Annotated in this window: 17 protein-coding genes; 12 read left to right on the top strand and 5 right to left on the bottom strand. The window is 70.3% G+C overall.

The annotated features are described in order from the left end of the window. Positions 1-23: 23 nt before the first annotated feature. The 3 genes from EDF48_RS16060 to EDF48_RS16050 are packed head-to-tail and all read right to left on the bottom strand — an operon-like array spanning position 24 to position 3441. A complete protein-coding gene (locus tag EDF48_RS16060) occupies positions 24-941 on the bottom strand; it encodes a glycosyltransferase (protein ID WP_165932428.1) in 918 nt (305 codons plus the stop codon). After that, positions 938-2017, bottom strand: a complete 1080-nt coding sequence (locus EDF48_RS16055) for a polysaccharide pyruvyl transferase family protein (RefSeq protein ID WP_123937410.1) — start codon at positions 2015-2017, stop codon at positions 938-940. Before EDF48_RS16055 ends, EDF48_RS16060 begins: the two co-directional genes overlap by 4 nt. After that, on the bottom strand, positions 2014-3441 hold the full coding sequence (locus EDF48_RS16050) for a polysaccharide biosynthesis tyrosine autokinase (RefSeq protein WP_123937411.1): 1428 nt from the start codon (positions 3439-3441) through the stop codon (positions 2014-2016). Before EDF48_RS16050 ends, EDF48_RS16055 begins: the two co-directional genes overlap by 4 nt. 91 nt (positions 3442-3532) lie before the next feature. Between EDF48_RS16050 and EDF48_RS16045 the strand changes: the two genes are divergently transcribed. The 3 genes from EDF48_RS16045 to EDF48_RS16040 are packed head-to-tail and all read left to right on the top strand — an operon-like array spanning position 3533 to position 6571. Then, positions 3533-4867, top strand: a complete 1335-nt coding sequence (locus tag EDF48_RS16045; RefSeq protein WP_165932427.1) for a hypothetical protein — start codon at positions 3533-3535, stop codon at positions 4865-4867. Beyond that, positions 4864-5466, top strand: coding sequence for a low molecular weight phosphatase family protein (locus tag EDF48_RS19190; protein ID WP_165932426.1), 603 nt, complete (start codon positions 4864-4866; stop codon positions 5464-5466). The genes EDF48_RS16045 and EDF48_RS19190 overlap by 4 nt, the downstream gene beginning before the upstream one ends. Then, positions 5444-6571 carry a glycosyltransferase gene (locus tag EDF48_RS16040; protein ID WP_131881251.1) on the top strand — a complete coding sequence of 376 codons (1128 nt, stop codon included), beginning with the start codon at positions 5444-5446 and terminating at the stop codon, positions 6569-6571. Before EDF48_RS19190 ends, EDF48_RS16040 begins: the two co-directional genes overlap by 23 nt. Before the next feature lie 36 nt (positions 6572-6607). Here EDF48_RS16040 and EDF48_RS16035 read toward each other — a convergent pair whose 3' ends face one another. Then, a complete protein-coding gene (locus EDF48_RS16035) occupies positions 6608-7753 on the bottom strand; it encodes a glycosyltransferase (RefSeq protein ID WP_165932425.1) in 1146 nt (381 codons plus the stop codon). A 104-nt stretch (positions 7754-7857) separates the two neighbouring features. Between EDF48_RS16035 and EDF48_RS16030 the strand changes: the two genes are divergently transcribed. The 3 genes from EDF48_RS16030 to EDF48_RS16020 are packed head-to-tail and all read left to right on the top strand — an operon-like array spanning position 7858 to position 10727. Further along, a complete protein-coding gene (locus EDF48_RS16030; protein WP_123937414.1) occupies positions 7858-8310 on the top strand; it encodes a DUF3060 domain-containing protein in 453 nt (150 codons plus the stop codon). 29 nt (positions 8311-8339) lie between these two features. Continuing rightward, entirely contained in the window at positions 8340-9836 is a 1497-nt protein-coding gene (locus tag EDF48_RS16025) for a lipopolysaccharide biosynthesis protein (protein WP_131881247.1), read from the top strand. Positions 9837-9851: 15 nt separating this feature from the next. After that, positions 9852-10727 carry a glycosyltransferase gene (locus tag EDF48_RS16020; protein WP_131881245.1) on the top strand — a complete coding sequence of 292 codons (876 nt, stop codon included), beginning with the start codon at positions 9852-9854 and terminating at the stop codon, positions 10725-10727. A gap of 269 nt (positions 10728-10996) precedes the next feature. Here EDF48_RS16020 and EDF48_RS16015 read toward each other — a convergent pair whose 3' ends face one another. Further along, positions 10997-16282, bottom strand: coding sequence for an Ig-like domain-containing protein (locus tag EDF48_RS16015; protein WP_165932424.1), 5286 nt, complete (start codon positions 16280-16282; stop codon positions 10997-10999). 263 nt (positions 16283-16545) lie between these two features. Here EDF48_RS16015 and dnaK point away from each other — a divergent pair, with 263 nt between their 5' ends. The 6 genes from dnaK to EDF48_RS15985 all read left to right on the top strand — a co-directional run bounded on the left by dnaK (position 16546) and on the right by EDF48_RS15985 (position 24381). Continuing rightward, the gene (dnaK, locus tag EDF48_RS16010; RefSeq protein WP_123293529.1) at positions 16546-18411 is read left to right on the top strand and encodes a molecular chaperone DnaK; all 1866 of its coding nucleotides are present in this window, start codon (positions 16546-16548) and stop codon (positions 18409-18411) included. A gap of 2 nt (positions 18412-18413) precedes the next feature. Further along, positions 18414-19073, top strand: a complete 660-nt coding sequence (locus tag EDF48_RS16005; RefSeq protein WP_123672067.1) for a nucleotide exchange factor GrpE — start codon at positions 18414-18416, stop codon at positions 19071-19073. A gap of 23 nt (positions 19074-19096) precedes the next feature. Next, entirely contained in the window at positions 19097-20107 is a 1011-nt protein-coding gene (locus tag EDF48_RS16000) for a DnaJ C-terminal domain-containing protein (RefSeq protein WP_131847081.1), read from the top strand. A gap of 125 nt (positions 20108-20232) precedes the next feature. Continuing rightward, positions 20233-20643 carry a MerR family transcriptional regulator gene (locus tag EDF48_RS15995; protein WP_123293837.1) on the top strand — a complete coding sequence of 137 codons (411 nt, stop codon included), beginning with the start codon at positions 20233-20235 and terminating at the stop codon, positions 20641-20643. Between the two features lie 38 nt (positions 20644-20681). Further along, complete coding sequence (locus tag EDF48_RS15990) at positions 20682-23087, top strand: M60 family metallopeptidase (protein ID WP_131881239.1); 2406 nt, start codon at positions 20682-20684, stop codon at positions 23085-23087. Between the two features lie 148 nt (positions 23088-23235). Further along, positions 23236-24381, top strand: coding sequence for a class I SAM-dependent methyltransferase (locus EDF48_RS15985; protein ID WP_131881237.1), 1146 nt, complete (start codon positions 23236-23238; stop codon positions 24379-24381). Positions 24382-24431: the final 50 nt, after the last annotated feature.

Genomic DNA, 24431 nt, shown 5'->3' with positions numbered 1-24431 from the left:
TCGTGGCGCATCTCGTCGGGATCCTACTTCTCGGTATGTTGTGGACGAAATAGCACGGTTCCACAGGCCGGGTACACCCGGCCCTCGTCGTCCCGGCCCCGCCATCCCTGCAACCGAGCGCTCATCTGCGTGTGCTGGAAGCGCGCTCCGTCGCGGTCGCCACGGACGGTCCGGACGACGGTCCCGACCAGGCCGCGACCGATCCAGTACGCGGCCTGCCCGTACAGACCGTGCTTGCGGAGGACCCGACCGAAGCCGCGGTTGTACCGGCGGACCTTCGCGAGGGTCTCGGTCGTCATACCGGCGTCACGGAAGTCCGGGTGCCGCACCGAAAGGTCCGGCATGTAGCGCATCCGCGCACCGGAGGCGAGGGCGCGGAGGACCATGTCGGTCTCCTCGCCGGCCCCGAAGGGCGTTCCGGAGCCCGTACCGAGGTCTTCGTCGAAATCGCCGAGGCGTTCGAGGACGTCGCGACGCATGAAGATCCCCGAGCTCACGACGGTCCGCGGCACCCGCCAACTCGTGACGTCACCCGGGCGCCGGCGCCAGCGGAGCATCGTGCCCTGCTCGTCGCTTCCGCGGGAGGGGATCGAGGCCGCGTCGAGCCCCTGCGTCGCGAACCGGTGCGAGATCGTCGCCAGGACGCCGTCGGGGTACCAGCAGTCGTCGTCCGGGAACGCGATCACCTCACCGCGGAGTCGAGTCATCCCGGCGTTCCTGCCCCGGCTGACGCCACGGACGTCCGGCTGGTGCACGTGTTCGGCGTGCCCGGCGTCGATGAGCGGCTGCAGCACGGCCAGTGCATCCGGAGTCGGTCGCTGCTCGACGACGGTGACGAACACCGACACCCCGGCGCGCTCGATCGTCTCGAGGCAGCGGGCGAGGTGGTCCGGCGTCCGGATCGTCGAGACGACGAGGTGGAAGCGGTGGTCGGCGTTCACGCGTGGGCCTTCGTGCGGGCGAAGAGCTCGGCTGTCGGCGAGCCTGCGGTGTGCCAGTCGAGGAGGCGCTGCTGGACGGAGCCCAGCCGCTCCCGGAGCTCGGCCGTCCGGGCGCGGATCCCGTCACGGTGTCGGGTGGCGATCTGCATCTCGTGGACGAGCTCGTCGACGTCGTGGCCCACCGTGAGCGGCGCGGGGCCGTCCGTGACACTGCGCCAGAAGTCGTCACACTTCGACGCGTACGACAGCGGGACAGTGGGCACGTCGAGCGAAACCGCCGCGATGGCGCCGTGGAGTCGTTCGGACACGACCAGGTCGCATCCCGCGATGGCGGCCATCGTCGTCGGGACGTCGATGTACTCGTGCACGACCGCCGGTGTGCGCAGGCGGGCGGCCAACCCGTGCGCCGCCATGCGGTCGGCCCCGGACAGCGCGAACGCGACGACCTCGGTGGTGCCGGTCGCGGCCGCGTGCCGGTCGACCGCCTCGGCGATCGTGTCGACGTCGAACCTCGTGGTCGGATCAGATCCGATGCTGACGCCGATCCGGCCGTCGGGCCGGACGGTGCGTTGGACGTGGACGAGCTCGGGGTAGAGCAGCGCCGGATCGCCCACGACGTCGACCGGGCACAGGTTCGTGGTGACCTCGTGTTCGGTGAGCGGCCCACGGACACCGTGCAGCGCGAACCGGTCGAGCGAACGCCAGGCGTCCCACTGCTGCGGTTGTGTCCCGAGCGAGTAGCTGTCGTCGGCGGCAGCTGCCCCGAGACCGAGTCCGATGGTGCCGGTCGCGCCGAAGTACCGGGTCGCACGGTCGACGTGTCCGGCCCAGGACGCGAACCCGACGGTCGTGCCGCCACCGAGCAGCACGAGCCGCTCGCGACCGATCAGCCGGGCGCGGTCGCGAACGAAGCGCGGTGAGCGGCGAGCGTAGTCCCGCCGGGTCAGGGGCGCCTCGACGTCCAAGGGGTGACGGAGCGCGGCACGCCAGGTCTCGTGCAGGAGGTCGTCGCCGAAGTTGCCGTACCCCTGCCAGCCGAGGTAGACGAACGATCGGGGCGGTGTGCTGCGGGTCATCGGGTTTCCTTCTGTTCGGTGGTGGCGGTCGAGTCGTTGCGTGCGCGTGACGAGCGGCGAGGGCTCTCGCTCACCGGCGCCGAGGGCTCGTAGTTGTAGTAGGTCTTCATGCGTCGCTGGGCTGGGAGGCGGTTCACCACGAGCCCGAGCAGTCGTGCGCCCACCTGCCGCAGGGTCTGCTCGGCCGCGACGAAGTCGGCGCGCCGTGTCTGTCCGTTGACGCTCACGACGAGCAGGACCCCGGAGCAGATGGCGCCGAGGACGGCGGGGTCGGTCACCGGGAGGAGCGGCGGGGCGTCGACGATCACGACGTCGTAGCGGGATTCGAGCTCGCGGACGAGGTCCGCCATCCGGCTGGAGCTCAGGAGTTCGCTCGGGTTCGGCGGCACCCGCCCCGCAGCGAGGACGTGCAGGGGGTTGTCCCCACCGACCTCCTGGATGGCATCGTCGAGCGCGACCTGTCGGGTGAGCACGGTGGACAGGCCGACGCGGCTCTCGATCCCCAAGTACGTCCCGGTCGTCGGGCGTCGCAGGTCGGCGTCGACGAGCAGGACCCGCGACCCGTTCTGCGCCAGCATGAGCGCGAGGTTCACGGCGGTCGAGGACTTGCCCTCGCCCGGGGTCGCGCTCGTCACGACGATGCTCTGCGGACCGCCGTCGAGGTTCGTGTACGTCAGGTGCGTCCGCAGCTGCCGGAAGCTCTCGGCCCGGGTGCTGTAGCGGTTGTCGACGGCGACGAGGGGGTGTTTCGCGATGGTGTCGTCCACCCCGAACTCGCCGAGCACACTCGCCGTGGTGAGGCGCCGGAGCGCGTCGAACGACCGCAGCCGGGTGTCGAGGACCTCGCGGAGGACTGCCTGCGCAACACCGAGTGCGAGGCCCGCGAGGACGCCGATCGCGAGGTTGACCGGGATCCGCGGAGCGAACGGCATCGTCGGTGCCTTCGCCTGCTGGAACACGCTGAGGTGGACGAGGTCGCTCTGCTGCGATGAGCGCTCGACCTCGTCCACGACGGCGACGAGCTGCGTGGTGACCGCGTTGGCGATCGCCGCCGCACGGGCCGGCGACGTTGACGTCGCGCTGAGCGAGATGATCACGGTCTCGTCAGTGGAGGACGCCGTCACGACCTTCGAGAGGTCGGTGCCGGCCGGGAGTCCGAGCTGCTTCGCCGCGGCGCCGAGGACGCGCGGGGTCAGTGCCAGCGCCGTGTACGACTTCACGCGCGCCGCCGAGAAGTTGTTGCCCTGACTGAGGTCGGTGACCGACGAGCCGGCGGCGACCGAGACGAAGACCTCGCTCGAGGCGCGGTACTCCGGCGCCTGCACGAGGGTGACGCCGACGGCAGCCGACGTGGCGAGGAGGACCAGCGCGAGCGCGGAGATCCATCGCCGTCTGATCACTTCGAGGAACTGCGAGAGCGTCACTGGGGGCCTTCCGGGAGGCGATCGGATGTGTGATACTTATCGTAGATGATATGAAATACCACCGCAAGCGACAGTGGAATGGAGGGGGATCATGCCGGTCCTCGGAGCCGTCTTCACGGCTGTGCTCGCCGTTGCGCTGATCGCCCGTCGGACGTGGCTCCCCGCGGTGATCGGCGTCGCCGGCGGCCTGCCGTACACGGCTGCCGTCGTCGCCGGAGGGAACGGCGTGCCCCTGTTCTCGACTGCGGCGCTCGCGTCGGGCATCGCGCTCCTCGGGACCCGCCCGCTGCGCACCACGCACTGGTCGGCGAACGCGCTCGCAGCCTTCGTCGCGTGGGCGACCATCGCCACCGCCGTCGCCCCCTGGATGTTCGCCGGCGTCCGTGTCCTCGTCCCACGTGGCGGTGTGGACGGTCAGGTGCTGGACCCCGGGTACCTCACCTACTCGATCAGCAACCTCGCGCAGCTCGGGTACCTGTTGCTCGCGGTGTGCGCGTTGCTGTACCTCGTCCGCGTCGGGGCGGCAGAGACCGCGCTCCGGATCGCGCTGGTCGTCGGCACGGTCGTGACCACCGTGCGCGGGGTGCTCGTGCAGGCAGGTGCGGACGTGCTGGCACCCCTGATGGACACGCTGCCGGGGGTCGCCTACGCGTGGGCGCTCCCGGGGGAGCGGTTGCGGGGGGTCTTCAGCGAACCGAGCGAGCTCGCAGCGTTCGCCCTCCCGGCCGCCGCGTACTTCGCCGTCACGGCACTGCGGTCGTCCGGCGGGCAGCGGATGATCTGGGCCGCGGCGAGTGCGTTGTCGTGCGCGAACCTCCTGCAGGCGGCGTCCGGCACCGCTGTCGTCGCCTCCGCCGTCGTGATCGCCGTCGGCCTGCTCGTGGTCGCCGTGCGGTACGTCGTCCGGGGTGGACGCGGCACCGTCTGGTTCGTCCTCGGGGGGCTGACGATCGCGATCGTGCTGCTCGCGGCCGGCCCGCAGCTCGCCGCACCGGTCGAGGCGATCGTGGACGACAAGGTCGGCAGTCAGTCGTACGACTCCCGGACCGGCGCGGACGGCTTCAGCTGGGGGGTCCTCGCCGACACCCTCGGCATCGGCGCCGGGCTCGGCGCGAACCGGCCGTCGTCCTTCGGGATGACGCTGCTGACCTGCGTCGGGATCCCGGGCACGATCGCGTTCGCCGTCTTCGCGCTCGGCGTGCTCGTGCGCGCGGCGCGGTCACCGGCGACCGTCCCGGCCTCGGTCGCGCTCGCCGCGGTGCTCGTCGCGAAGCTCGTCGGCACCCCGGACCTCTCGACGCCGATCCTCTGGCTGCTCCTCGCCGCATGTGCCTCGAGCGTCTGGCGCCCCGTCGCCGAGCCGCCGGAACCGGGACCGGACGCCGCCCGTGCACGACCCGTCACCCTGACAGGAGCCCATCAGTGATCTCGATCCTCATCGTCTGCGAGGGCAACATCTGCCGTTCGCCGTACGTCGAACGCGTCCTCCGGGCGCGCCTCGACGCAGTGCTGCCCGGAGTCTTCCGCGTGGACAGCGCCGGCACCGCTGCGACAGCGGGTACGCCGATGTTCCCGCGTTCCGCCACCGCTGTCGGACAGGACGGCGGCGACCCGGACGCCTTCGTCTCGACGCCGCTGACCGCCGCGGTGCTGCGCGACAGGGACCTCGTGCTCACGCTTGAGCGCGCGCACCGAGCGCAGGTCCTCGACCTCGCGCCGCACCTCCTGCGGTGGACCTTCACGATGGCGGAGTTCGACCGTCTCGTCCGCCCCCTGCTGGACGCCGATGCCGTCGACGAGCGGTTCTGGGCGGAACTCCCGCGCCTCGTGTCCCGCTTCCGGGTCGCGACGGCCCCGACCGACCCGGCGCTCGACGACGTCGCCGACCCGGTACGCGGCGACGAGCACGACTTCCTGACCATGCGCGAGCGGGCGATCTCCGCCATCGCGACCATCGCGGCGTGCGCGGAACGCGCCGCCGCCGACCAGAACGGAGCCGACCGTGCGCGGACTGCTCGTCCATGAGTGGATCGAGGCGGTGGGCGGCGCCGAGCGTGTCGTCGACGCATTCGCCGATGCCTACCCTGCCGCCGACGTGTTCGGGCTGTGGAACGACGCCCCCGGGCGATACGCGGACCGGCGGGTGGTCGAGAGCGTCCTGGCGCGGTCGCCCCTCCGCGGCAGGAAGGCGCTGTCGATGCCGTTCCTCCCGGCCCTGTGGAGTCACGGCCTGCGCACCGTCGGCGAGTACGACTGGGCGATCGTGAGCTCGCACCTGTTCGCCCACCAGGCCCGTGTGACCGGGGTCGCCCCGGACCGGCAGTTCACCTACGTGCACACGCCGGCCCGGTACCTCTGGAACCCGGAACTCGATGCCCGCGGATCGACCATGCTCGCCCGCGCGGGTTCGCCGGTACTCCGCTCCGTCGACCGCCGTCGCGCCCAGGGGCTCCGTCACGTCGCCGCGAACAGTCGCTTCGTGCAGCAGCGCATCCGCGACACCTGGGGCATCGACGCTCAGGTGATCAACCCGCCGGTCGGCGTGGAGCGGCTCGCTGCGGTCGCCGACTGGGCGTCCGTGCTCGACGAGCGCGACCGCGCTGTCCTCGAGGCGCTGCCTGCCGACTTCGTCCTCGGTGCCTCGCGGTTCGTTCCGTACAAGCGCCTCGACGTCGTCATCGATGCCGGTCGGGCGTCCGGGCGTCCGGTGGTGCTCGCCGGCGACGGTCCGGATGCCGAGCGGCTGCGCGCGCTGGCTGCCGAGTCGAGGGTCGAGGTGCGCTTCGTCTGCACGCCCTCCGACGCGATGCTCGCGGCGCTCCTGCAGCGTGCCGCGGTCTACGTGTTCCCTCCCGTCGAGGACTTCGGGATCCTGCCCGTCGAGGCGCTGGCCCTCGGCACGCCGGTGGTCGCGAACGCCGAGGGTGGGGCTCGCGACTCGGTGCAGGAAGGAACGAGCGGCACGCTCCTCCACGACCTCGCGGATTCGACCCTGGCCGCAGCGGTCGACGGTGCCGTGCGACTCGACCCAGCGGCCTGTCGTGCGCGCGCCGCCGCGTTCTCGACCGAGCGGTTCCAGCGCGAGATCGCGGAGTGGACCGGCATCCCGGTGGGGGGCCGGACCGGCTGAGGGTCCGCGGGGGTGGACCGGGCCTCCAGTCGGTCGCTACCTGGCTGCGCTCACCAGGACGCGCTCGATCTGCGCCACGATGTGCGGCGTCGCGTAGCGCGCGGCGGAGTGGCGCCCGTTGCGGGCGAGTCGGTTCCGTTCCTGCTCGTCACCGGCCAACCGGAGGATCGCGTGCGCGAGGGCATCGACGTCGCCTGGACGGACGAGGAGCCCGTCCTCGCCGTGCGTGAGCACCTCGGCAGGGCCGCCAGCGTCCGCGGCGATGACCGGTCGACCGAGCGCCATCGCCTCGGTGACCACCTGCCCGAACGGCTCCGGGCGGCGGCTGGCGTGCACGAGCAGATCGCACGCGCTGATCTCGGCATCGACGTCCTGCCGGTGTCCCCGGAACTCGACCACCGCCGTCAGGTCCAGCTCCGTGACCAGGGTGTGCAACTCGGCGGCGTGGTGGTCGTCGGTCCCGAAGTGCGCCGCGCCGATCAGCCGGAGCCGCGCATCGGGGTCGAGACCGAGCGCGCGGGCCGCGGCGAAGGCGCGGACCGCGATGTCCTGCCCCTTCCAACGGGTGAGCCGCCCGACCATGCCGATGGTGAACGGGCCGGGTGCCGACGGGGCGGCCTGGTCCGGGAGGTCCACGGGGCAGCCGATCACCGCGGGTGCCGGACCGGACCGGCCGAGGGAGCGGGCCGTCGTCCGTGAGTTGGCGATTCTGGCTGCGGGGAGCGTCGTCAGCGCCGCGCGGAGCACCAGGGTGTTCGCGCGGGAGGCACCGGCCGCTCCGACGACGTCGTGGACGTACGCCACGACGGGGATGCGTGCGAGCCGGCCGGCCAGTCCGCCGTACACGTGCGCTTTCGCCGAGTGTGTGACGACCACGTCGGCGCCGACGTCGCGGAGCCGTCGCGCGAGGGCCCGCGTGGAGCGGAGCGTCGACACTCCCTTCGCGAGGAGGCCCCCGGCCGCATCGGCTGCGTGCTCGGTCACGGACGGGTCGAGCGCGACGACCTCGTGCTCGACGCCGAGCCCGGAGAGCAGGGACTCGAGTGGCCCGTGTTCACCGAGGACGACGATCACCTCGGTCTCGACCCGGGCGGCGGCCACCCGCGCCACGAGGAGCTCCGCCCCGGACAGTGCTGCGCTGTGGGTGAGCATGGCGACGAGCGGGAGGTTCCGGGTTGTCATGCATCTAGAATACCAGTATTCTATAGAGCGTGACATTGAAACGTCACCGGGGCGACAGTGCCAAGCGTCATCCGCCTCGCCGCGATCCCAGAACGGAACCCGACATGCGTCACACCTCCCGCACCGCCCGCATCGCCGCCACGACCCTGGCTGCGATCGGGATCCTCACCGTCGTCACGGCGTGCTCCGGCACCGGCGGCGACGAGCCCACCAAGAAGCCGACGGCCAGCTCGAGCGCCAAGGCAGACGACCGCTTCTCGACGCCGCCGGCCGACATCCAGAAGGCGACGGCGGAGTGCGCCGACGGCAAGGTCGTCATCGACCAGAGCAACAAGGACGTCACCGTGGGCGACTGCGCCTCGGTCGAGATCACCGCGAGCAACGCGGTCGTCCACCTCGGCAAGGTCGACGCGCTCGTCATGAGCGGCACCATCAACGACGTCGACGCCAAGGAGATCGGCAAGGTCACGGTCAGCGGCAACGGCAACCGGGTCACCACGGACGGCAAGCCGAAGGTCACGGACAAGGGCGCCGAGAACCTGTTCGTCACCCGCTGAGTCCGACCCGACCCGAACGGAGGACTGCCATGACCCGCACGACCCTGCCGGACTGGCAGTCCTCCGCTCCGCTCGCGACCGCGGCAGCCCGTGGCGGCATCGTCACCGCCGCCGGCACCGCGACCCGGTTCCTCGTGCAGCTCGTCACCGTCGTGGTGATCGCCAGGATCCTCGGCCCCGCCGAGTACGGGTTCGCGGTCGTCGTGCTCCTGCTCAGCGGTCTCGCCGAGCTCCTCCGCATCGGTGGCATCGGAGCCCTCGTCATCCGTGCGCCGCGCCTGTCCGCCGGCGTCGCCTCCTCGCTCCACCTCCTCAGCGCCGCAGCCGGACTCGCTGTCGGCGCTGCGCTGGCCCTGTCGGCGCCGGCACTCGCGGTCGTCCTCGGCTTCCCAGCGTCCGGCAGGTCCGTGATGCTGCTCGCGGTTCCCTTCGTGGTGGCCGGGGCCAGCGCGGTCCCCACGGCGCTGCTCGCCCGCAACCTCCGCTTCCGTGCCCTCGCCCTGCTCGAGGTCGCGTCGATGGTCTCCGGCGCCGCCCTGGCGCTCGTGCTCGCGATCGCCGGTGCGGGCTCGTCGGCGCTCGTCGCCCAGGCGCTCCTCTTCTCGCTCGTGCTCGGCATCGGTTCGATCGCCGTGTGTCCCTGGCGCCCGACCCGCCCCGCGCGGTGGTCCGCCGTCCGGCCGGAACTCGGCTTCGCAGCGAACGTCACCGCGGTCCAGGTCCTCAACTTCGCGGCCCGCAACCTCGACAAGGTGATCGTCGGGGCGTCGTTCGGCCCGCTCGCCGCCGGCTTGTACGCACAGGCCGGGCAGCTGCTCACGATCCCGCTGGAGCAGGTCAACGGGCCGCTCCAGCGCGTCGCGGTCCCCGTGCTCGCCAAGGTCGCCGACGACCGCGAGCGCTTCCGGCGCTACTACCGGCACCTCACAGCCCTGACCGGGTACGTGCTGTGGCCGACCTTCGCGGTGCTGGCAGTGCTCGCCGACGCCGTCGTCACCGTGCTGTTCGGCCCCGCGTGGGCGGGCTCGGTACCGATCTTCCGCGTGCTGGTGCTCGCTGGCATCGCGCAGACCCTCGGCTACGTCACCGTCTGGGTGTTCGTCGCGACCGGCCAGGGCGCTCGTCAGACCATCTGGGCGCTCGTCAGCCGTCCACTCGTCCTCGCCTCGTTCTTCGTCGGCCTGCCGTGGGGCGTCACCGGGATGGCGTGGGCGTTCTCCGTCAGCTCGCTCGTCCTCGTCGTCCCCGGCTTCGTGGTCGCTGGTCGACGCCCAGGGCTCGGGCTCCGTGACCTCGTCACGCCGATCGTCCGCCCCGGCATCGTGGCCGTGGCGGTGGGTGGTGTCACGCTCCTGACCCGGCTGCTCGACCTCGGCCCCTGGCTCGCGATCACGGTCGGCGGCGCTTCTGCGCTCGTCGTGCTCGCCCTTGCCGTCGTGCTGCCGGGCATCCGCCGCGACGTCATCGCGATGGCGCGCCACGTCGTGCCCGCCCGGTTCGGGCGCACCGCCGCAACCACACCCTGAGAGAGCGAGTCCGCCGTGCCCGTCTCCGCCGTGCCCGTCTCCGTCGTCGTCCCGGTCGGTCGACCCGACACCGCCCTGAGCGCGCAGCTCGGGGCGATCGCCGTGCAACAGCACGAGGGCGACGTCGAAGTCGTCCTCGCTGCCAACGGCGTCAGGCCCAGCGTCCTGCGCCCGTTCGTCGACGCCACGGAGTGGCCATCCGGCTGGGCCGTGCGCGTCGTCGACGCGACGGACGTCCGTGGGCCGAGCCACGCTCGCAACGTCGGCTGGCGCGCCGCACGACACGACATCGTGCTGTTCTGCGACGCGGACGACGTGCTCGAACCCGGATGGATCTCGGCGATGGCTGCGGCCGTGCAGCAAGACGGCATCGGCGGCGGCCGACTGGCGTACGACCTGCTCAACGCACCCGCGCTCGCGGCCCGGGTGACCGCGTCGACGACGGAGCTGCCCGTCAAGTTCCGGCACCTGCCCTACACGCCGAGCTGTGCGCTCGGCGTGACCCGCGCGCTGCTCGAGGCCGTCGACGGCTTCGACGAGTCCTTGCACTGCGGCGAGGACATCGACTTCTGCTGGCGGGTGGCTGCGGCTGGTTCGCCCATCGTCTTCGTCCCGCAGGCGGTCGTCCAGTACCGCTTGCGCAGCGCGGCCCGCGGTGCGTTCCACCAGGCGTACCGCTACGGCGTCGACGATGCGCGCCTCCTTCGGGCACACCGCGCCGCCGGTGCACGGTGGCGCGCGGTCGACGGGGTCCGTGAGCTCGCATCGACGGTCAAAGCCGTTCTGCTCGCCGGCACCGGCCAGGAGGCCCGGATCACCGCCGCCTCGCGCGTCGGCGCTACCTGTGGCCGGTTCGCAGGCTCCGTGCGGCACCGCATCGCCGCCTTCTGATCGCAGTCCGCCGCTGAGCGGCCAGGCCGCCGCCCGTCGTCACGACGGGCGGCGGCCTTCGTCGTTGGTGAACGTGGGCTGTGGGCTGTGGGCTGTGGGCTGTGGGCTGTGGCAGGGCGGTCGGCGGTGGGTGGTGGGCCGGTGCGGTTGCGGTTGCTGGGTTGTCGTGCCGGTGCCGGTGCCGGTGGCATTGCGCGTTGCGCAGGTGCCGGGAACGCCGAACGGCCCGACCCCTGGGTGGGGTCGGGCCGTCGGGTCCTGCTGGGGTGTTACTGGGTGACGTTGATGGTCGTGACCACCGCGTCGCCGATCAGGTTGCCCTTCGTGATCTGCTTCGTGTAGAGCACGTAGACCTGCGGGGTCAGCGTGCGGCTGATCGTGATGGACCACTCGCCTTCGGAGTTCACCGTGGCCTCGCCGAGTCGGCTCGTGGTGCCGCCGAGGACGACCTTCGAGCCGGCCTGGCCGGTACCGGTGAACGTGATGCCGGTTCCGGGGACCTGTGCGCCCTCGGCCGGGGTGTTCACGACGACCTGGGTCGCCGTGCCGTAGTCGAGCGTCGCCGTCTTGGCGGGGGAGACCTCACCGTCGACCGTCTGGGTGACGGTGAAGGTGCGGACGCCCGCGACGGTGGCCGGGATCGAGAGCGAGTACTTGCCGTCGGCGCCGGTGGTGGTGCCGATGACGGTGCTGCCCTCGCGGACCACGACGGTCGCGCCGGTCTGGGCGTTGCCGCTGATCGTGGCCTGCTTCTCGACGTCGGCCTGGAACGAGCCGGCCGCGGTGAGCTCCGTGACCTGCTTGTCCTGCACCGTGACGGTGATCTCGGCCTGCTTCGTCAGCCCGCCCTTGCTCGTCTGGAGCGCGTGCAGCTCGTAGAGGTTGGGGGTGAGCTGCCGGGAGACGTCGACCGTCCAGGCACCGTTGGCGACCTTCGTGTCACCGATCGACGAGGTCTTGCCGCGCATGTCGAGCTTGGCGCCGGTGGCGCCGGTGCCCGTGAAGCGGATCTGGCCGTTCGTCACGGTGGCGCCGTTCGCCGGGGTGGAGATCACCGGGGCGACGGGGTTGCCGTAGTCGAGCGAGCGGTTCAACGGGGCGGACACGGCGCCGTTGACGGTCTGGGTGACCGTGAACGTGTTGACACCGAACGCGGCCTTGGCCGGCGGGATCGTGATCGTGTACCGACCGCCGGTCGCCTTCGCGGTACCGACGATCGAGCCGTCAGCAGCCTTCACGGTGACCGTCGCGTCCATCTGGGCCGCGCCGGAGACCGTCGCCGGCAGGTTCTCGTCGGTGGTGTTGAACGCCGCCGTTGCGGTGAGCGGGGTGACCGCCTGCTCGTCCGTGACCGTCACGGTGATCGCCTGCTGGGTGGTCAGACCGCCCTTGGTGGTCTGCACCGCCCACAGGTTGTAGAGGTTGCTCGTCAGCGGGAAGTCGACCTTGGCGGTCCACTCGCCGTTCACGACGTCGCCGCTGGCGATCGCGTTCACGGTGCCACGGACGGTGACCTTCGCGCCGGTCTGACCGGTGCCGGTGAAGGTCAGGCCCTCCTTGTTGACGGTCGCGCCGTTCGCCGGCGAGGTGATGTTGATCGGCGTCGGCGTGCCGTAGTCGAGCGAGACGTTCACGGCTGCGGAGGTCTTGCCGTTCAGCGTCTGGGTGACGCTGAACTCGTTCACGCCGAACTGTGCGCGGTTCGCCGGGACCGGGATCGTGTAGCGGCCGTCGCTTGCGACGACGCGGCCGATCTCGTTGCCGAGGCTGTCCTTGACGACGACGGTCGCGCCGGTGGTCGCCGCGCCCGAGATCGTCGCGGGCTTGGTGACGTCCTGGTCGAAGGCGCCGGTGGCGGTCAGCGCCGTGGAGAACTCCGAGGCGTTGATCGTGAACGAGACGGGCTTCGAGTCGGCGTTGCCACGGACCGGGGTCTGCGTCGCGGTGAGGTCGTAGACACCGTTGCCGAGGTCGAACGTCGCCGGGGCGGACCAGTTGCCGTTGTCATCGACCACTGCAGCGGCCACGACGCGGCCGGACGTGCCCTTGACCTCGACACGTGCGCCCTTGTCACCCGTACCGGAGAACACCGGACGCTTCTGGTCGACCGTGGAGCCGTTCGCCGGGGTCTGGACGACGAGCGGGGCCGGGTTCGCCGGGGCCTCGGTGCGGATCGTGAAGTTCACGCGCTTCGTCTCGGCGGAGCCCGTGAGTGGGGTCTGGGTCACGCCGAGGTCGTAGAAGCCCTCGCCGAGGTCGAAGTCCGCCGGAGCGGACCACTTGCCGTCCTTGACCGTCGCCGAGGCGACGACACGGCCGGAGTTGCCCTTGACCTCGATGGTCGCGCCTTCGTCACCGGTACCGGAGAACGTCGGACGCTTGGTGTCCACGACCGAGCCGTTGGCCGGAGTCTGGACGACGAGCGGTGCCGGGTCGGCCGGGATCTCGGCTGCCTTGAGCGTCGTGATCGCGACGGGCGTGGTGGAGGTGTATCCCGGAGGTGCCGTGAACACGGTGAACAGGGTGGCGTCGGCTGTCGGCTGCGTGGTCGCACGGATCTTGAAGGTGCGGGTGGCGACGCCCTTGGCGACGTTCTTCTGCGTGACCGCGGAGACGTTGGTGGCCTTGTAGGTCAGCGTCTGGAGGCCGTTCGAGTTGGTTCCGGTGATCCACTCGTCCTTCCACACGCCGTTGTTCGTCCCGGCGGGGAGGTCGTAGACCTCGTAGCCGCGGGGCATGGTGAACAGCCAGGAGTACGAGGTTCCGCTCTCCATGTCGACGCCGGTCTCGCCGGTCTTGGCTCGTGCGTTCCAGGAGACAGTGCCCTGGGTGCCGTTGGCGAAGGCGTCGCCGGTGTTGGGTTTCCCGGTGAGGTTGTACGTCCCGAGGGTGGTCGACTCCGGAGCCGCCTCGACGGTGAAGTTGACGCGTGCGTTCGAGGTGTCGCCGCGGACGGGCGTCTGGGTGACGGTGAGGTCGTAGGCGGCGTTCGTGAGGTCGATGTCCGAGGGGGCAGACCACTTGCCGTCCTTGACGGTTGCGGTGGCGATGATCTGGCCGGCGTTGCCCTTCACCTCGATGGTTGCGCCTTCGTCGCCGGTGCCGGAGAACACCGGGCGCTTGGTGGTGACGGTGGACCCGTTGGTCGGGGTCTGGACGATGAGCGGTGCCGGGTTCGCCGGAGCTTCTTCGAGGGTCGTCGGGGTCGAGCCGTTGACGCGGTAGCTGCCGATGGAGCTGGTGCCCATGAACAGGTAGTTCATCTGGCTCGAGGTCGTCGTGGCGTTCGAGGCGTCGACCTTGAGGTTCCAGCGGAACTGCTGGCCGGCGCTCTGCGAGCCGCCGGTCTTGCCGAAGTTGAACTCCATCTGGCGGTTGTTGTCGAACAGGCGGCCGTTCTTGAGGTTGAGAACCTCGGAGTTCGCCCACGCGCCGCTGGAGCCGTTGCGCCACTGTCCGGTGACCGTGGTCTGGCCGGGCGCGAAGGTGGTGCCGGCTGGAGCGGCAACCGTGACGGTCCCCTCCATGCCGGTGCGGGTCGCCTGGTTCTCGACCACGAACGGCACGTTGGTGGGTGTGGTGCGGCTGAGGGTCACGTTCGGCTGGGGCACGCCGATGATGGGGCCGTTCTCGACGATGGTGATCGTGACGCTGGTGCGGTCGATCTCGACGCCGCCGACCTTCTGGATGATGGTGCGGGGGTTCGCACCGACGGGGAGGTCGCGGACGGTGAGGGACCACTTGCCGGTGCCGTCCGCGGTGGTCGCGAACGAGGTGCCGCTGACGGAGATCGCGGCGCCGGGGGTGGCGGTGCCGGAGACGACGGCGGTCTTCGCGGCGTTGTCGACGGAATCGACCTTCGCCGTGATCGGGCTCGTGGCGGCAGCGGTGAGCGTGGTGACCGTCGACCCCGTCGCGCTGAAGGCACCCTGGGTGCTCGTGCCAGCGAACACGTAGCCGACGGTGCTGTTGCCGCCAGCGGCCTGGGCGGGCGTGGACACCAGGGTGTTGAACCGCATGAGCGTGCCGGCGGGGACATCGAAGCCGGAGCCGTTGACGGCGTATGTGAGCTTCGTGTTGCTGTCGGAGCGGACACCGTTGCGCATCCCGAGGTACGACGAGTCAGTCCAGTTGCCGTCCGGCGTCTTGTACTGCACGGCACGCGTGTCGGCGTTGGCGAAGGTAGTGCCGGCGGGCGCAGAGAGGACGATCGTGGCGTTGACGCCCGAGCGTGCGCCGGTGGTCTTGACGGTGACCGGGACGGTCGTCGTCGCGCCGCGGTTGAGTGCGACCGGGGGAGTCGTCTCCGGGACCACGACGCTGTTCCCGACGCCGGCCTTGAGGATGGTGGAGGCCTGGGGCGTGGTGGAGGTGTATCCCGGAGGTGCCGTGAACACGGCGGACAGGGTGGCGTCGGCTGTCGGCTGCGTGGTCGCACGGATCTTGAAGGTGCGGGTGGCGACGCCCGTGGCGACGTTCTTCTGCGTGACCGCGGAGACGTTGGTGGCCTTGTAGGTCAGCGTCTGGAGGCCGTTCGAGTTGGTTCCGGTGATCCACTCGTCCTTCCACACGCCGTTGTTCGTCCCGGCGGGGAGGTCGTAGACCTCGTAGCCGCGGGGCATGGTGAACAGCCAGGAGTACGAGGTTCCGCTCTCCATGTCGACGCCGGTCTCGCCGGTCTTGGCTCGTGCGTTCCAGGAGACAGTGCCCTGGGTGCCGTTGGCGAAGGCGTCGCCGGTGTTGGGTTTCCCGGTGAGGTTGTACGTCCCGAGCGTCGTCGAGGGCGCGCCGATGGTGATCGTGACGTTGACGCGGTCGACCTCGGTGCCGTTCACCTTCTGGATGATGGTGCGGCCGTTCGCACCGACGGGGAGGTCGCGGACGGTGAGGGACCACTTGCCGGTGCCGTCCGCGGTGGTCGCGAACGAGGTGCCGCTGACAGTGATCGCGGCGCCGGGGGTGGCGGTGCCGGAGACGACGGCAGTCTTCGCGACGTTGTCCACGGAGTCGACCTTCGCAACGAGTGGGGACTGCGCGGGGCGCATGTCCTTGCCGCTCGCAAGTTCAAGGCTCGACTGGTTGCCAGTCGACAAGCCTGAACCGTTGTGCCACATCGCCCACGGGGCCATCGCCAGCTGACCGGTGGAGTAGTAAGTGCCACTCTGAGCTTGAACCGAGTCGCAGGCTCCCATGAAGAACAGCCGTCCGCCGAAGTCCCAGCCAGGATTCTGTACGCAGCGACCGTCGCTGTTCTTGATGATGCCTGTTGATCCCTTGGCGGGGATCTCCCATCCTGGAGCGGCGTTCTGCAGTGCCGCTTCGTACGTCGAATACCACTTGGAGCCGAAGTTCTTATCAACAGCGGCGTACTGCTCGTTGAAAGGGTATTTGAAGACGATCTTGCCGGTCAGGCGATCACCCGATGCGGTGGGGGACGGGGCCGCGGAAGCGGCGGAGGCGGCCGGACCGAAGGACAAGCCGGAGACGAGCGTGGCTGCGGCGAGACCTGCCGCGCCGAAGGACTTGAGGGCCGTTGCCCTCTTCTTTCGAGACATGTGACGTTCTTTCGGGGAGGGCCGCCGTAAATCCGCGGCACGGTGGGGGATCGCAGTCCAGGACCTCTCGGCCAGCCTGCAAGCCCAGAATATCACATGGCATATGACATGCGAAACATTGCATGGCGCGCTGTTGGCTGGGAGTTGAGTGGGATCGACGCAACTTCGGCCGCCCTGAGTTGACGCGAGCCGGGTCCTGAGTAGAGTTGAGTCCATCGGACGCAAGTCCAACGACTTACCTCGAGCAAGAAGGAGCACCACACATGGGACGTGCAGTAGGCATCGACCTCGGAACCACCAACTCGGTCGTCAGCGTTCTCGAGGGTGGCGAGCCCACCGTCATCGCGAACGCCGAGGGCCTCCGCACCACGCCGTCGATCGTCGCCTTCACCAAGGACGGCGAGGTCCTGGTCGGCGAGACCGCCAAGCGCCAGGCCGTGACGAACGTCGACCGCACCATCGCGTCGGTCAAGCGTCACGTCGGCACCGACTGGACCACCGAGATCGACGGCAAGAAGTACACGCCGCAGGAGATCTCGGCCCGCACCCTCGGCAAGCTCAAGCGCGACGCCGAGCAGTACCTCGGTGAAGACGTCACCGACGCGGTCATCACCGTGCCGGCGTACTTCAACGACGCCGAGCGCCAGGCCACGAAGGACGCCGGTGAGATCGCCGGCCTCAACGTCCTCCGCATCATCAACGAGCCGACCGCGGCCGCTCTGGCCTACGGCCTCGACAAGGGCAAGGAAGACGAGCTCATCCTGGTCTTCGACCTCGGTGGCGGCACGTTCGACGTCTCCCTGCTCGAGGTGGGCAAGGACGACGACTTCTCGACGATCCAGGTCCGCGCGACCTCCGGTGACAACCGCCTCGGTGGCGACGACTGGGACCAGCGCATCGTCGATTACCTGATCAAGAAGTTCAAGGACGAGCACGGCGTCGACCTGTCCACGGACAAGATCGCCAAGCAGCGCCTGAAGGAAGCCGCTGAGCAGGCCAAGAAGGAACTGTCGTCGCAGATGTCGGCGAACATCCAGCTGCCGTACCTGACGCTCACGGCCGAGGGCCCGCTCAACCTCGACGAGACCATCTCGCGCGCACAGTTCGAGCAGATGACCTCCGACCTGCTCGACCGCACCAAGAAGCCGTTCAACGACGTGATCAAGGAAGCCGGTGTCTCGGTCAACGACATCGCGCACGTGGTGCTCGTCGGTGGCTCGACCCGCATGCCCGCCGTGGCCGAGGTCGTCAAGCAGCTCACCGGTGGCAAGTCCCCGAACCAGGGCGTCAACCCGGACGAGGTCGTCGCCGTCGGCGCCGCACTGCAGGCCGGTGTGCTGAAGGGCGAGCGCAAGGACGTCCTGCTCATCGACGTCACGCCGCTGTCGCTCGGCATCGAGACCAAGGGCGGCCTGATGACGAAGCTCATCGACCGCAACACCGCGATCCCGACCAAGCGGAGCGAGACCTTCACGACCGCTGACGACAACCAGCCGTCGGTCGCGATCCAGGTCTTCCAGGGCGAGCGCGAGTTCACCCGCGACAACAAGCCGCTCGGCACGTTCGAGCTCACCGGCATCGCGCCGGCTCCCCGTGGCGTCCCGCAGGTCGAGGTCACCTTCGACATCGACGCCAACGGCATCGTGCACGTGTCCGCCAAGGACAAGGGCACCGGCAAGGAGCAGTCGATGGTCATCTCCGGCGGCTCGTCGCTGCCGAAGGAGGACATCGAGCGCATGGTCCGCGAAGCCGAGGAGCACGCGGCCGAGGACAAGGCCCGTCGTGAGGCCAACGAGCGTCGCAACCAGGCCGAGCAGCTCGTCTACTCGATCGAGAAGCTCATCAAGGAGAACGACGACAAGCTCCCCGAGGACGTCAAGTCCGAGGTGCAGGCCGACGTCGACGCGCTCAAGTCGGCGCTCGCGGGCGAGGACGAGGACGCCGTGAAGACGGCCTTCGACAAGCTCAACGAGTCGCAGGGCAAGCTCGGCCAGGCCATCTACAGCCAGCAGGATGCAGCAGCCGGTGCAGCCGGTGGCGAGCAGCCCGCGGGTGAGCAGCCGGCGGACGACGAGGACATCGTCGACGCCGAGGTCGTGGACGACGAGGACGACAAGGACAAGAAGTAACGATGACGGATCCCAAGGACAACGTGCCGAACGAGGAAGACCCTCAGGTCGAGGGCGACGCCACGAACGCGGCCGAGCCCGAGGACCTCATCGAGGCGGAGGGGCCCGACGTCGAAGTACCGACCGACGGCCCCGCCGCCGGCGGCCCGGCAACGGACGCGGCGAACGACCTCTCCCCGGAGGACCAGGCCCTGCTCGACGACGCAGCCCGCGGTATCCAAGAGGACAAGCTGTCCGACACGGACCGCGACCTCGTCGCCGAGATGCGTGCGGACATGCTCCGTGCGCAGGCCGAGCTGGTGAACTTCCGGAAGCGCGTCGAGCGTGACCGTGAGGCGAACCGCGAGGTCGCCATCGCCGAAGTGGTGCGGGCCCTGCTGCCGGCGCTCGACGACCTCACCCGGGCCGAGGCCCACGGTGACCTCGCCGAGGGTCCGATGCAGGTCATCGGCCAGAAGATCCGCGGGGGCTTCGACAAGTTCAAGCTCGTGCAGATCGGCGAGAAGGGTGAAGCCTTCGACCCGAACATCCACGAGGCGATCGTCCAGCTCCCGACCCCGGGTGCCACCGGCCAGACCGTGGCGGACGTCGTCGAGCCGGGCTACAAGCTCGGCGAGCGCGTCCTGCGTGCGGCCAAGGTCGCGGTGGCGGTCCCGGCCTGAGCCGGAACGGAAGGTAGGTACCAGTGGCCAGTCAGGACTGGTTCGACAAGGACTTCTACAAGGTCCTCGGAGTGTCGAAGGACGCGTCGGAGGCCGAGCTGAAGAAGACCTACCGGAAGCTCGCGCGGCAGTTCCACCCGGACTCCAACCCGGGTGACGCCGCGGCGGAGAACCGCTTCAAGGAGATCAGCGAGGCCTACTCGGTGCTCTCCGACAAGGAGCAGCGCCAGGAGTACGACCAGGTCCGTGCCATGGGCTCCGGCGCCCGCTTCACAGCGGGCGGCGGAGGCCAGGGTGGTGGCTTCGAGGACGTCTTCGGCGGGATGTTCGGGCAGCAGCAGGGCGGGGGCGGACAGCGCGTCCGCTTCGGCCAGGGCGGCCCGGGCGGCGCCGGCGGCTTCGAGGACATCCTCGGCGGGATGTTCGGCGGCGGTGGTGGCTTCGGCCAGACCTCCGGCGGCTACCGCGGCTTCGGCGGACCGACGAAGGGCCGGGACGTCACGGCGTCGACGACGCTCGACTTCACCACGGCGATCGCCGGCGACACCGTCAAGCTGTCGCAGGGCAACGGTCGCCCGGTGAACGTCCGCATCCCCGCGGGGGTCGCGGACGGCCAGAAGATCCGGCTCCGCGGTCGGGGCGAACCCTCGCCCGACGGCGGCGAGGCCGGTGACCTGGTGGTCGCCGTCTCGGTCCGCAAGCACCCGGTGTTCGAGCGCGACGGGCTGAACCTCCGCGTGGACGTCCCCGTGACGTTCGTCGAGGCAGCGCTCGGCGCGACGATCGAGGTCCCGACGCTCGGCGGTTCGCCCGTCAAGCTGAAGGTCGCTCCCGGCACGCCGTCGGGTCGCGTCCTGCGCGTCAAGGGCCGTGGCGTCGCGACGAAGAACGGCACGGGCGACCTGCTCGCGACCGTCCAGGTCGCGGTGCCGTCGCACCTGTCGGACAAGCAGCGCGAGGCCGTCGAGGCACTCGCCGAGGCACTTCCCGACGAGAACCCGCGCGAGGACATCCTCGCGAAGGCGCGTGACTAGCGTCACGCACCGAATGCAGTAGACCCGGCCTGGAGGCGCGGCGCGGCTCCGTCAGGAAGCCGCACCGCGCCTCCAGGCTGGTTTTCACCCCACGCGAACGACGGAAGGAGCACGCCATGACCGACATGGACGAGAACTCGCCCGTCTTCGCGATCGCGGTCGCCGCGGAACTGTCCGAGATGCACCCGCAGACGCTGCGGCAGTACGACCGGCTCGGCCTGGTCGTACCCGGCCGTACTCGCGGCGGTTCCCGCCGCTACTCGATGCGCGACGTCGCGCAGCTGCGCGAGATCGCGCGCCTCGGCTCCGAGGGGGTGTCGCTGGAGGGGATCCGGCGGGTGCTCGACCTGGAGAACGAGAACAAGGACCTGCGCGACCGGGTGCGCGAGCTCGAGACCGCGTTGGCCGACCAGCTCATCAACCGGCCCGGCGCGCGCGTGTTCGCGGCGACGACGACGGGTGCCGCGGTGTCGCTGCGGGCCGGTGCGCGGCCGCAGCGGAACACGCAGATCGTGCTGTACCGCGGGCCGCGCTGACCCTTCCCGAATCGCCATACCGCATGTAAAATATCTGTATGCGATTGTTTCCTGCCCTCCCTGCTGTCCTCGTCGTCACGGCACTCGCCATCGGTGGCGGGGTCGCCGCAGCGGCAACCGGCGGAGTCGACGTCCACGAGACGGTGATCGAGCACTCGGCGAACGGCGACGCGACGAGCGTCCTGGTGCACGGCATCGGTGATGCGGCGGCCGCGGCCACAGCAGAGGGACGGCGGTTCCGGCACAGTGATCTGCAGCCTGCCGGACGGTTCGTCGCCGCCGGCGACGTCGTCACCGTGTCGGTACCGACCGGTGCGCCGGCGATGGACGTCGCCATCGGGCTGATCGGCCCGTACGCGGCGCACAACTCGGGCGCCGATGTCGGGTACCAGCAGACGCGACTGACCGCTGGCGTGAACCGTGTCACGGCTCCGCACGACGGGATGGTCTCGATGGTCAGCGCGGCGGACACCGGGGAAGCGACGGTCACGATCGCCGGTGGTGTTGCCGTCCCGACCTACGTCCGGGGCCAGTCGACCGCCGACTCGTTCGCAGCGGACCTCCGGCGGTTCGCCGATGCACCGTTCGTCGAGGTGGTGTCGAACCGGATGTTCGGCGACTTCCAGAAGCCGAAGACCGGCACGGCCATCGCCGGTGCCGACCTCGCGGAGCGCACCGCGAACTGGGACCGGGTGATCGAGCTCACGAACGAGACGTACGGCCTCGACGAGCGTGCCGTCGGGACCTCGCACAAGTACCCGCACCGGATCCACATCGCTTCACCCGACTCCGGTGCCGGGTACGCCAACGCGAGCAACGCGCGCATCATGTTCCAGACCGGCACCGGTGCTGCCGCCGATCTCTTCCGGCTTCCGTTGAGTGGGCTGTGGGGGCTGTGGCACGAGATCGGCCACACCTACGAAGCTCCGATCAACATCTTCCCGGGTACCGCGGAGACCATCACCAACCTGTCCGCGCTCGCCGTGCAGGACGGACTCGGGTTCGGGAGCCGGTGGGACGAGAGCATCCCGCTCCTCGAGCGGTACTTCACCACACCGATCGCGGACCGGGACTGGGAAGGCGCCCACGACCGGGTCCGGCTCCTGGCATGGGAACAGCTGCGCCGCGCGTTCGGCGACGGCTACCTGCCGAGGTTCTTCGCGGCGCTGCGTGCCGAGGCGGCGAAGACGAACGTGAACGCCCTGACCATCGACGACAAGCACGCGATCTTCGTCGAGGTCGCCTCGCGGGTGGCCGACCGCGACCTCGCGCCGTTCTACGACCAGCTCGGGTTCCCGATGTCGGACGCGACCCGCGCTGTCATCGGTGCGCTCCCCGACCTGCGGGAGCCCATCTGGGACAACGTCGACTCACGACACCGCATCGTGGAACGACTCGTCCCCGACTACGACCCGCCGGTCGGCGTGGTCACCGGAGCAGTGTCGCCCGTGCCAGTCGGCGAGCACGTGGTCGCCGCGCCGACGGTCACCGGGCTCGGGACCGCGAGCGGCCGAGGGAGCGCGACCGCCGTGGACGCCGCAGCGGTCGCCGATGCCGTCGGTACCGACACCGGACGGCTCCTCGTGCGGCTCCGGAGCGACACCGGCGCCGAGGACACGATCGTCGTCAGGACTGCGGCCGTCGGCGGGGACTCGATCGTGCTGCGCGGGGCGTCGAACCGCGTCGTCGGCGACCTGTGGCTCGATCAGCGGAACGAGGAACTCCGGTGGCGGGCGGTCACGTCCTACGACGCGCACTGGTCCTGGGGATCGAACGCCTACCTGACCGTCACGCACTTCGCGGCGGACGGCACGGTACTCGCCACGGGCACGGTGCAGGGCAACCAGACGGGCAAGGTCCTCGACGAGACCTTCCGGGACCGCCCGTACGCGGACGGCGAGTTCGTGCTCGTCCTGCACGCGCAACCGACGCTCCTCGCCGCGTACCGTTCCGACTCGCTCATCTCGGACTCGAGCGCGCCCCAGGCGTTCCGGATCGCGGACGGCAAACTGCACCTGACCGCGCCCGAGGCGATCCCGGGGTGGCAGTCCCTGTCCGGACTGCAGGGCCCGAAGACCGCCCTGACCCGCGGCGCCGACGTCGAGGTCGAGGCCGGGTTGCAGGTCCACGCCCAGATCTCGACGATCACCGGGGCGATCACGCTGACCAGTCCGGACGGCACGACCTTCGCACCCGGGCAGTCGACGCTCGCCGGCATGTACCGGAAGCCGGGCGAGGACTGGCGGACGAGCGCGAACCTCGTGCTGCGGGGCGGGACGCTCGCCGACGGCGGCACGACGATGCGGTTCACGCTGCAGACGGGTTCGGGGTTCTCGATGCCCCCGGGTTCGACGCTTCGCTGGAAGCCGGTCGTCCGTGTCCCGGCCGACGCGGTCGCGGGCGACTCGTCGCTGGAGCTGCGTGCGGAGGGCACCACCGGCTGAGTCCTCTGCAACGAGGAGCGCCCCCGGACCGACCTGCCGTCGTGGAGCTCGGGCGGCGACGTGCAGTCGCACGCTGGTCCGCGTGAACTGGACGCGGTCGTCCGCGCCGCTGCGAGGTCCGCCGTCGAGGGATGGGTACGCTGACGCGGTGCCAGACTTCGCCGACCTCTTCCGCCGCCGCGACGACACCGCCCCGGACCTCATCGCGATCGACGGCACCGACCGGTTCCTGATCGACGAGGCGCCGCACGTGCACGGGGACGCCCTGCGGCAGCCCGGCGAGGTGGCGGTCGTCGATGACCGTCTTGGAGTCCTGACCCTCGGGCTCATCACGCAGTACGGCGCATCGGACATCCGCGTCGTGCAGGACTCGCTCGTCGGGGAACGCGCGCTCGAGGCCAACGCTGGCACGTTCGGTCTGCGCGGATTCCACCACCCGGACTCGCTCGAAGACGCCTTCCGCGACGTCCGGCTCGTCGTGCTGCGGCTGTCGAAGTCACACGACCGCCTCGACGAGATCGCCCGGGCCGTCGCGCGATTCGCCGCTCCCGACGTCGTGCTGCTGTGCGGCGGCAACGTCAAGTACATGAACCTGTCGCAGAACGACGTGCTGCGCCGCTCGTTCGGCGAGGTCACGGCTTCGCGGGGGCGGGGGAAGTCGCGCCTGCTCATCGCGCAAGACCCGTTGCGTGCCCAGGCGAACCGTGCGGCCGCGACCAATCCCTGGCCCAGATCGGTGCACGTCGACGACCTCGGCATGACGCTCGTCGCGCACGGCGGGGTGTTCGCCGGTACCTCGCTCGACCAGGGCACCCGGGTGCTGCTCGAGGCGATGGACGCCGCGGTGCCGACCGCGCGGACCGTCGTCGACCTCGGGTCCGGCAACGGTGTCATCGCCGCGGCGATCGCACTGCGGCGGCCGAACGTCAAGGTGATCGCGACCGATGTGTCCCGGATCGCGGTGGCGTCCACACGGGCGACCGCCGAGGCGAACGGCGTCGCTGACCGGGTGACGGCACTGCACACCGACGCCGGGGACGAGCTCGCCGTCGGGTCCGCCCAGCTCGTGCTCTGCAACCCCCCGTTCCACGCGGACACCACGGTGACCACCGACGCGGCCGAGGCGATGTTCCGGAACGCGGCCACCGTCCTGCAGCCCGGCGGCGAACTGTGGTGCGTGTGGAACGGGCACCTGCGCTACCGGCCGGTACTGGAGCGCCTGGTCGGGCCGACGCGGCAGGTCCTGCGCACCCCGAAGTTCACGGTCACGGCGTCGGTCGCTGCCCCGCACTGAGGCCCGCCATACCGAACGCGGAATATCGTACGGATAATACTTGCGGACCA

It is taken from the genome of Curtobacterium sp. PhB191 (assembly GCF_004346515.1).
In the GTDB taxonomy this organism is placed as follows: Bacteria; Actinomycetota; Actinomycetes; order Actinomycetales; family Microbacteriaceae; genus Curtobacterium.
The sequence above is the reverse complement of the archived record's forward strand: the minus strand, read 5'-3'. Positions and strand labels throughout refer to the sequence as shown.

What these genes read in the sequence shown, in the direction of transcription:
- EDF48_RS16055 (WP_123937410.1), bottom strand. Translation starts at nt 2,017, where the DNA reads ATGACCCGCAGCACACCGCCCCGATCGTTCGTCTACCTCGGCTGGCAG.
- EDF48_RS16045 (WP_165932427.1), top strand. Translation starts at nt 3,533, where the DNA reads ATGCCGGTCCTCGGAGCCGTCTTCACGGCTGTGCTCGCCGTTGCGCTG.
- EDF48_RS16035 (WP_165932425.1), bottom strand. Translation starts at nt 7,753, where the DNA reads ATGACAACCCGGAACCTCCCGCTCGTCGCCATGCTCACCCACAGCGCA.
- EDF48_RS16030 (WP_123937414.1), top strand. Translation starts at nt 7,858, where the DNA reads ATGCGTCACACCTCCCGCACCGCCCGCATCGCCGCCACGACCCTGGCT.
- EDF48_RS16025 (WP_131881247.1), top strand. Translation starts at nt 8,340, where the DNA reads ATGACCCGCACGACCCTGCCGGACTGGCAGTCCTCCGCTCCGCTCGCG.
- EDF48_RS16015 (WP_165932424.1), bottom strand. Translation starts at nt 16,282, where the DNA reads ATGTCTCGAAAGAAGAGGGCAACGGCCCTCAAGTCCTTCGGCGCGGCA.
- dnaK (WP_123293529.1), top strand. Translation starts at nt 16,546, where the DNA reads ATGGGACGTGCAGTAGGCATCGACCTCGGAACCACCAACTCGGTCGTC.
- EDF48_RS16005 (WP_123672067.1), top strand. Translation starts at nt 18,414, where the DNA reads ATGACGGATCCCAAGGACAACGTGCCGAACGAGGAAGACCCTCAGGTC.
- EDF48_RS15995 (WP_123293837.1), top strand. Translation starts at nt 20,233, where the DNA reads ATGGACGAGAACTCGCCCGTCTTCGCGATCGCGGTCGCCGCGGAACTG.
- EDF48_RS15990 (WP_131881239.1), top strand. Translation starts at nt 20,682, where the DNA reads ATGCGATTGTTTCCTGCCCTCCCTGCTGTCCTCGTCGTCACGGCACTC.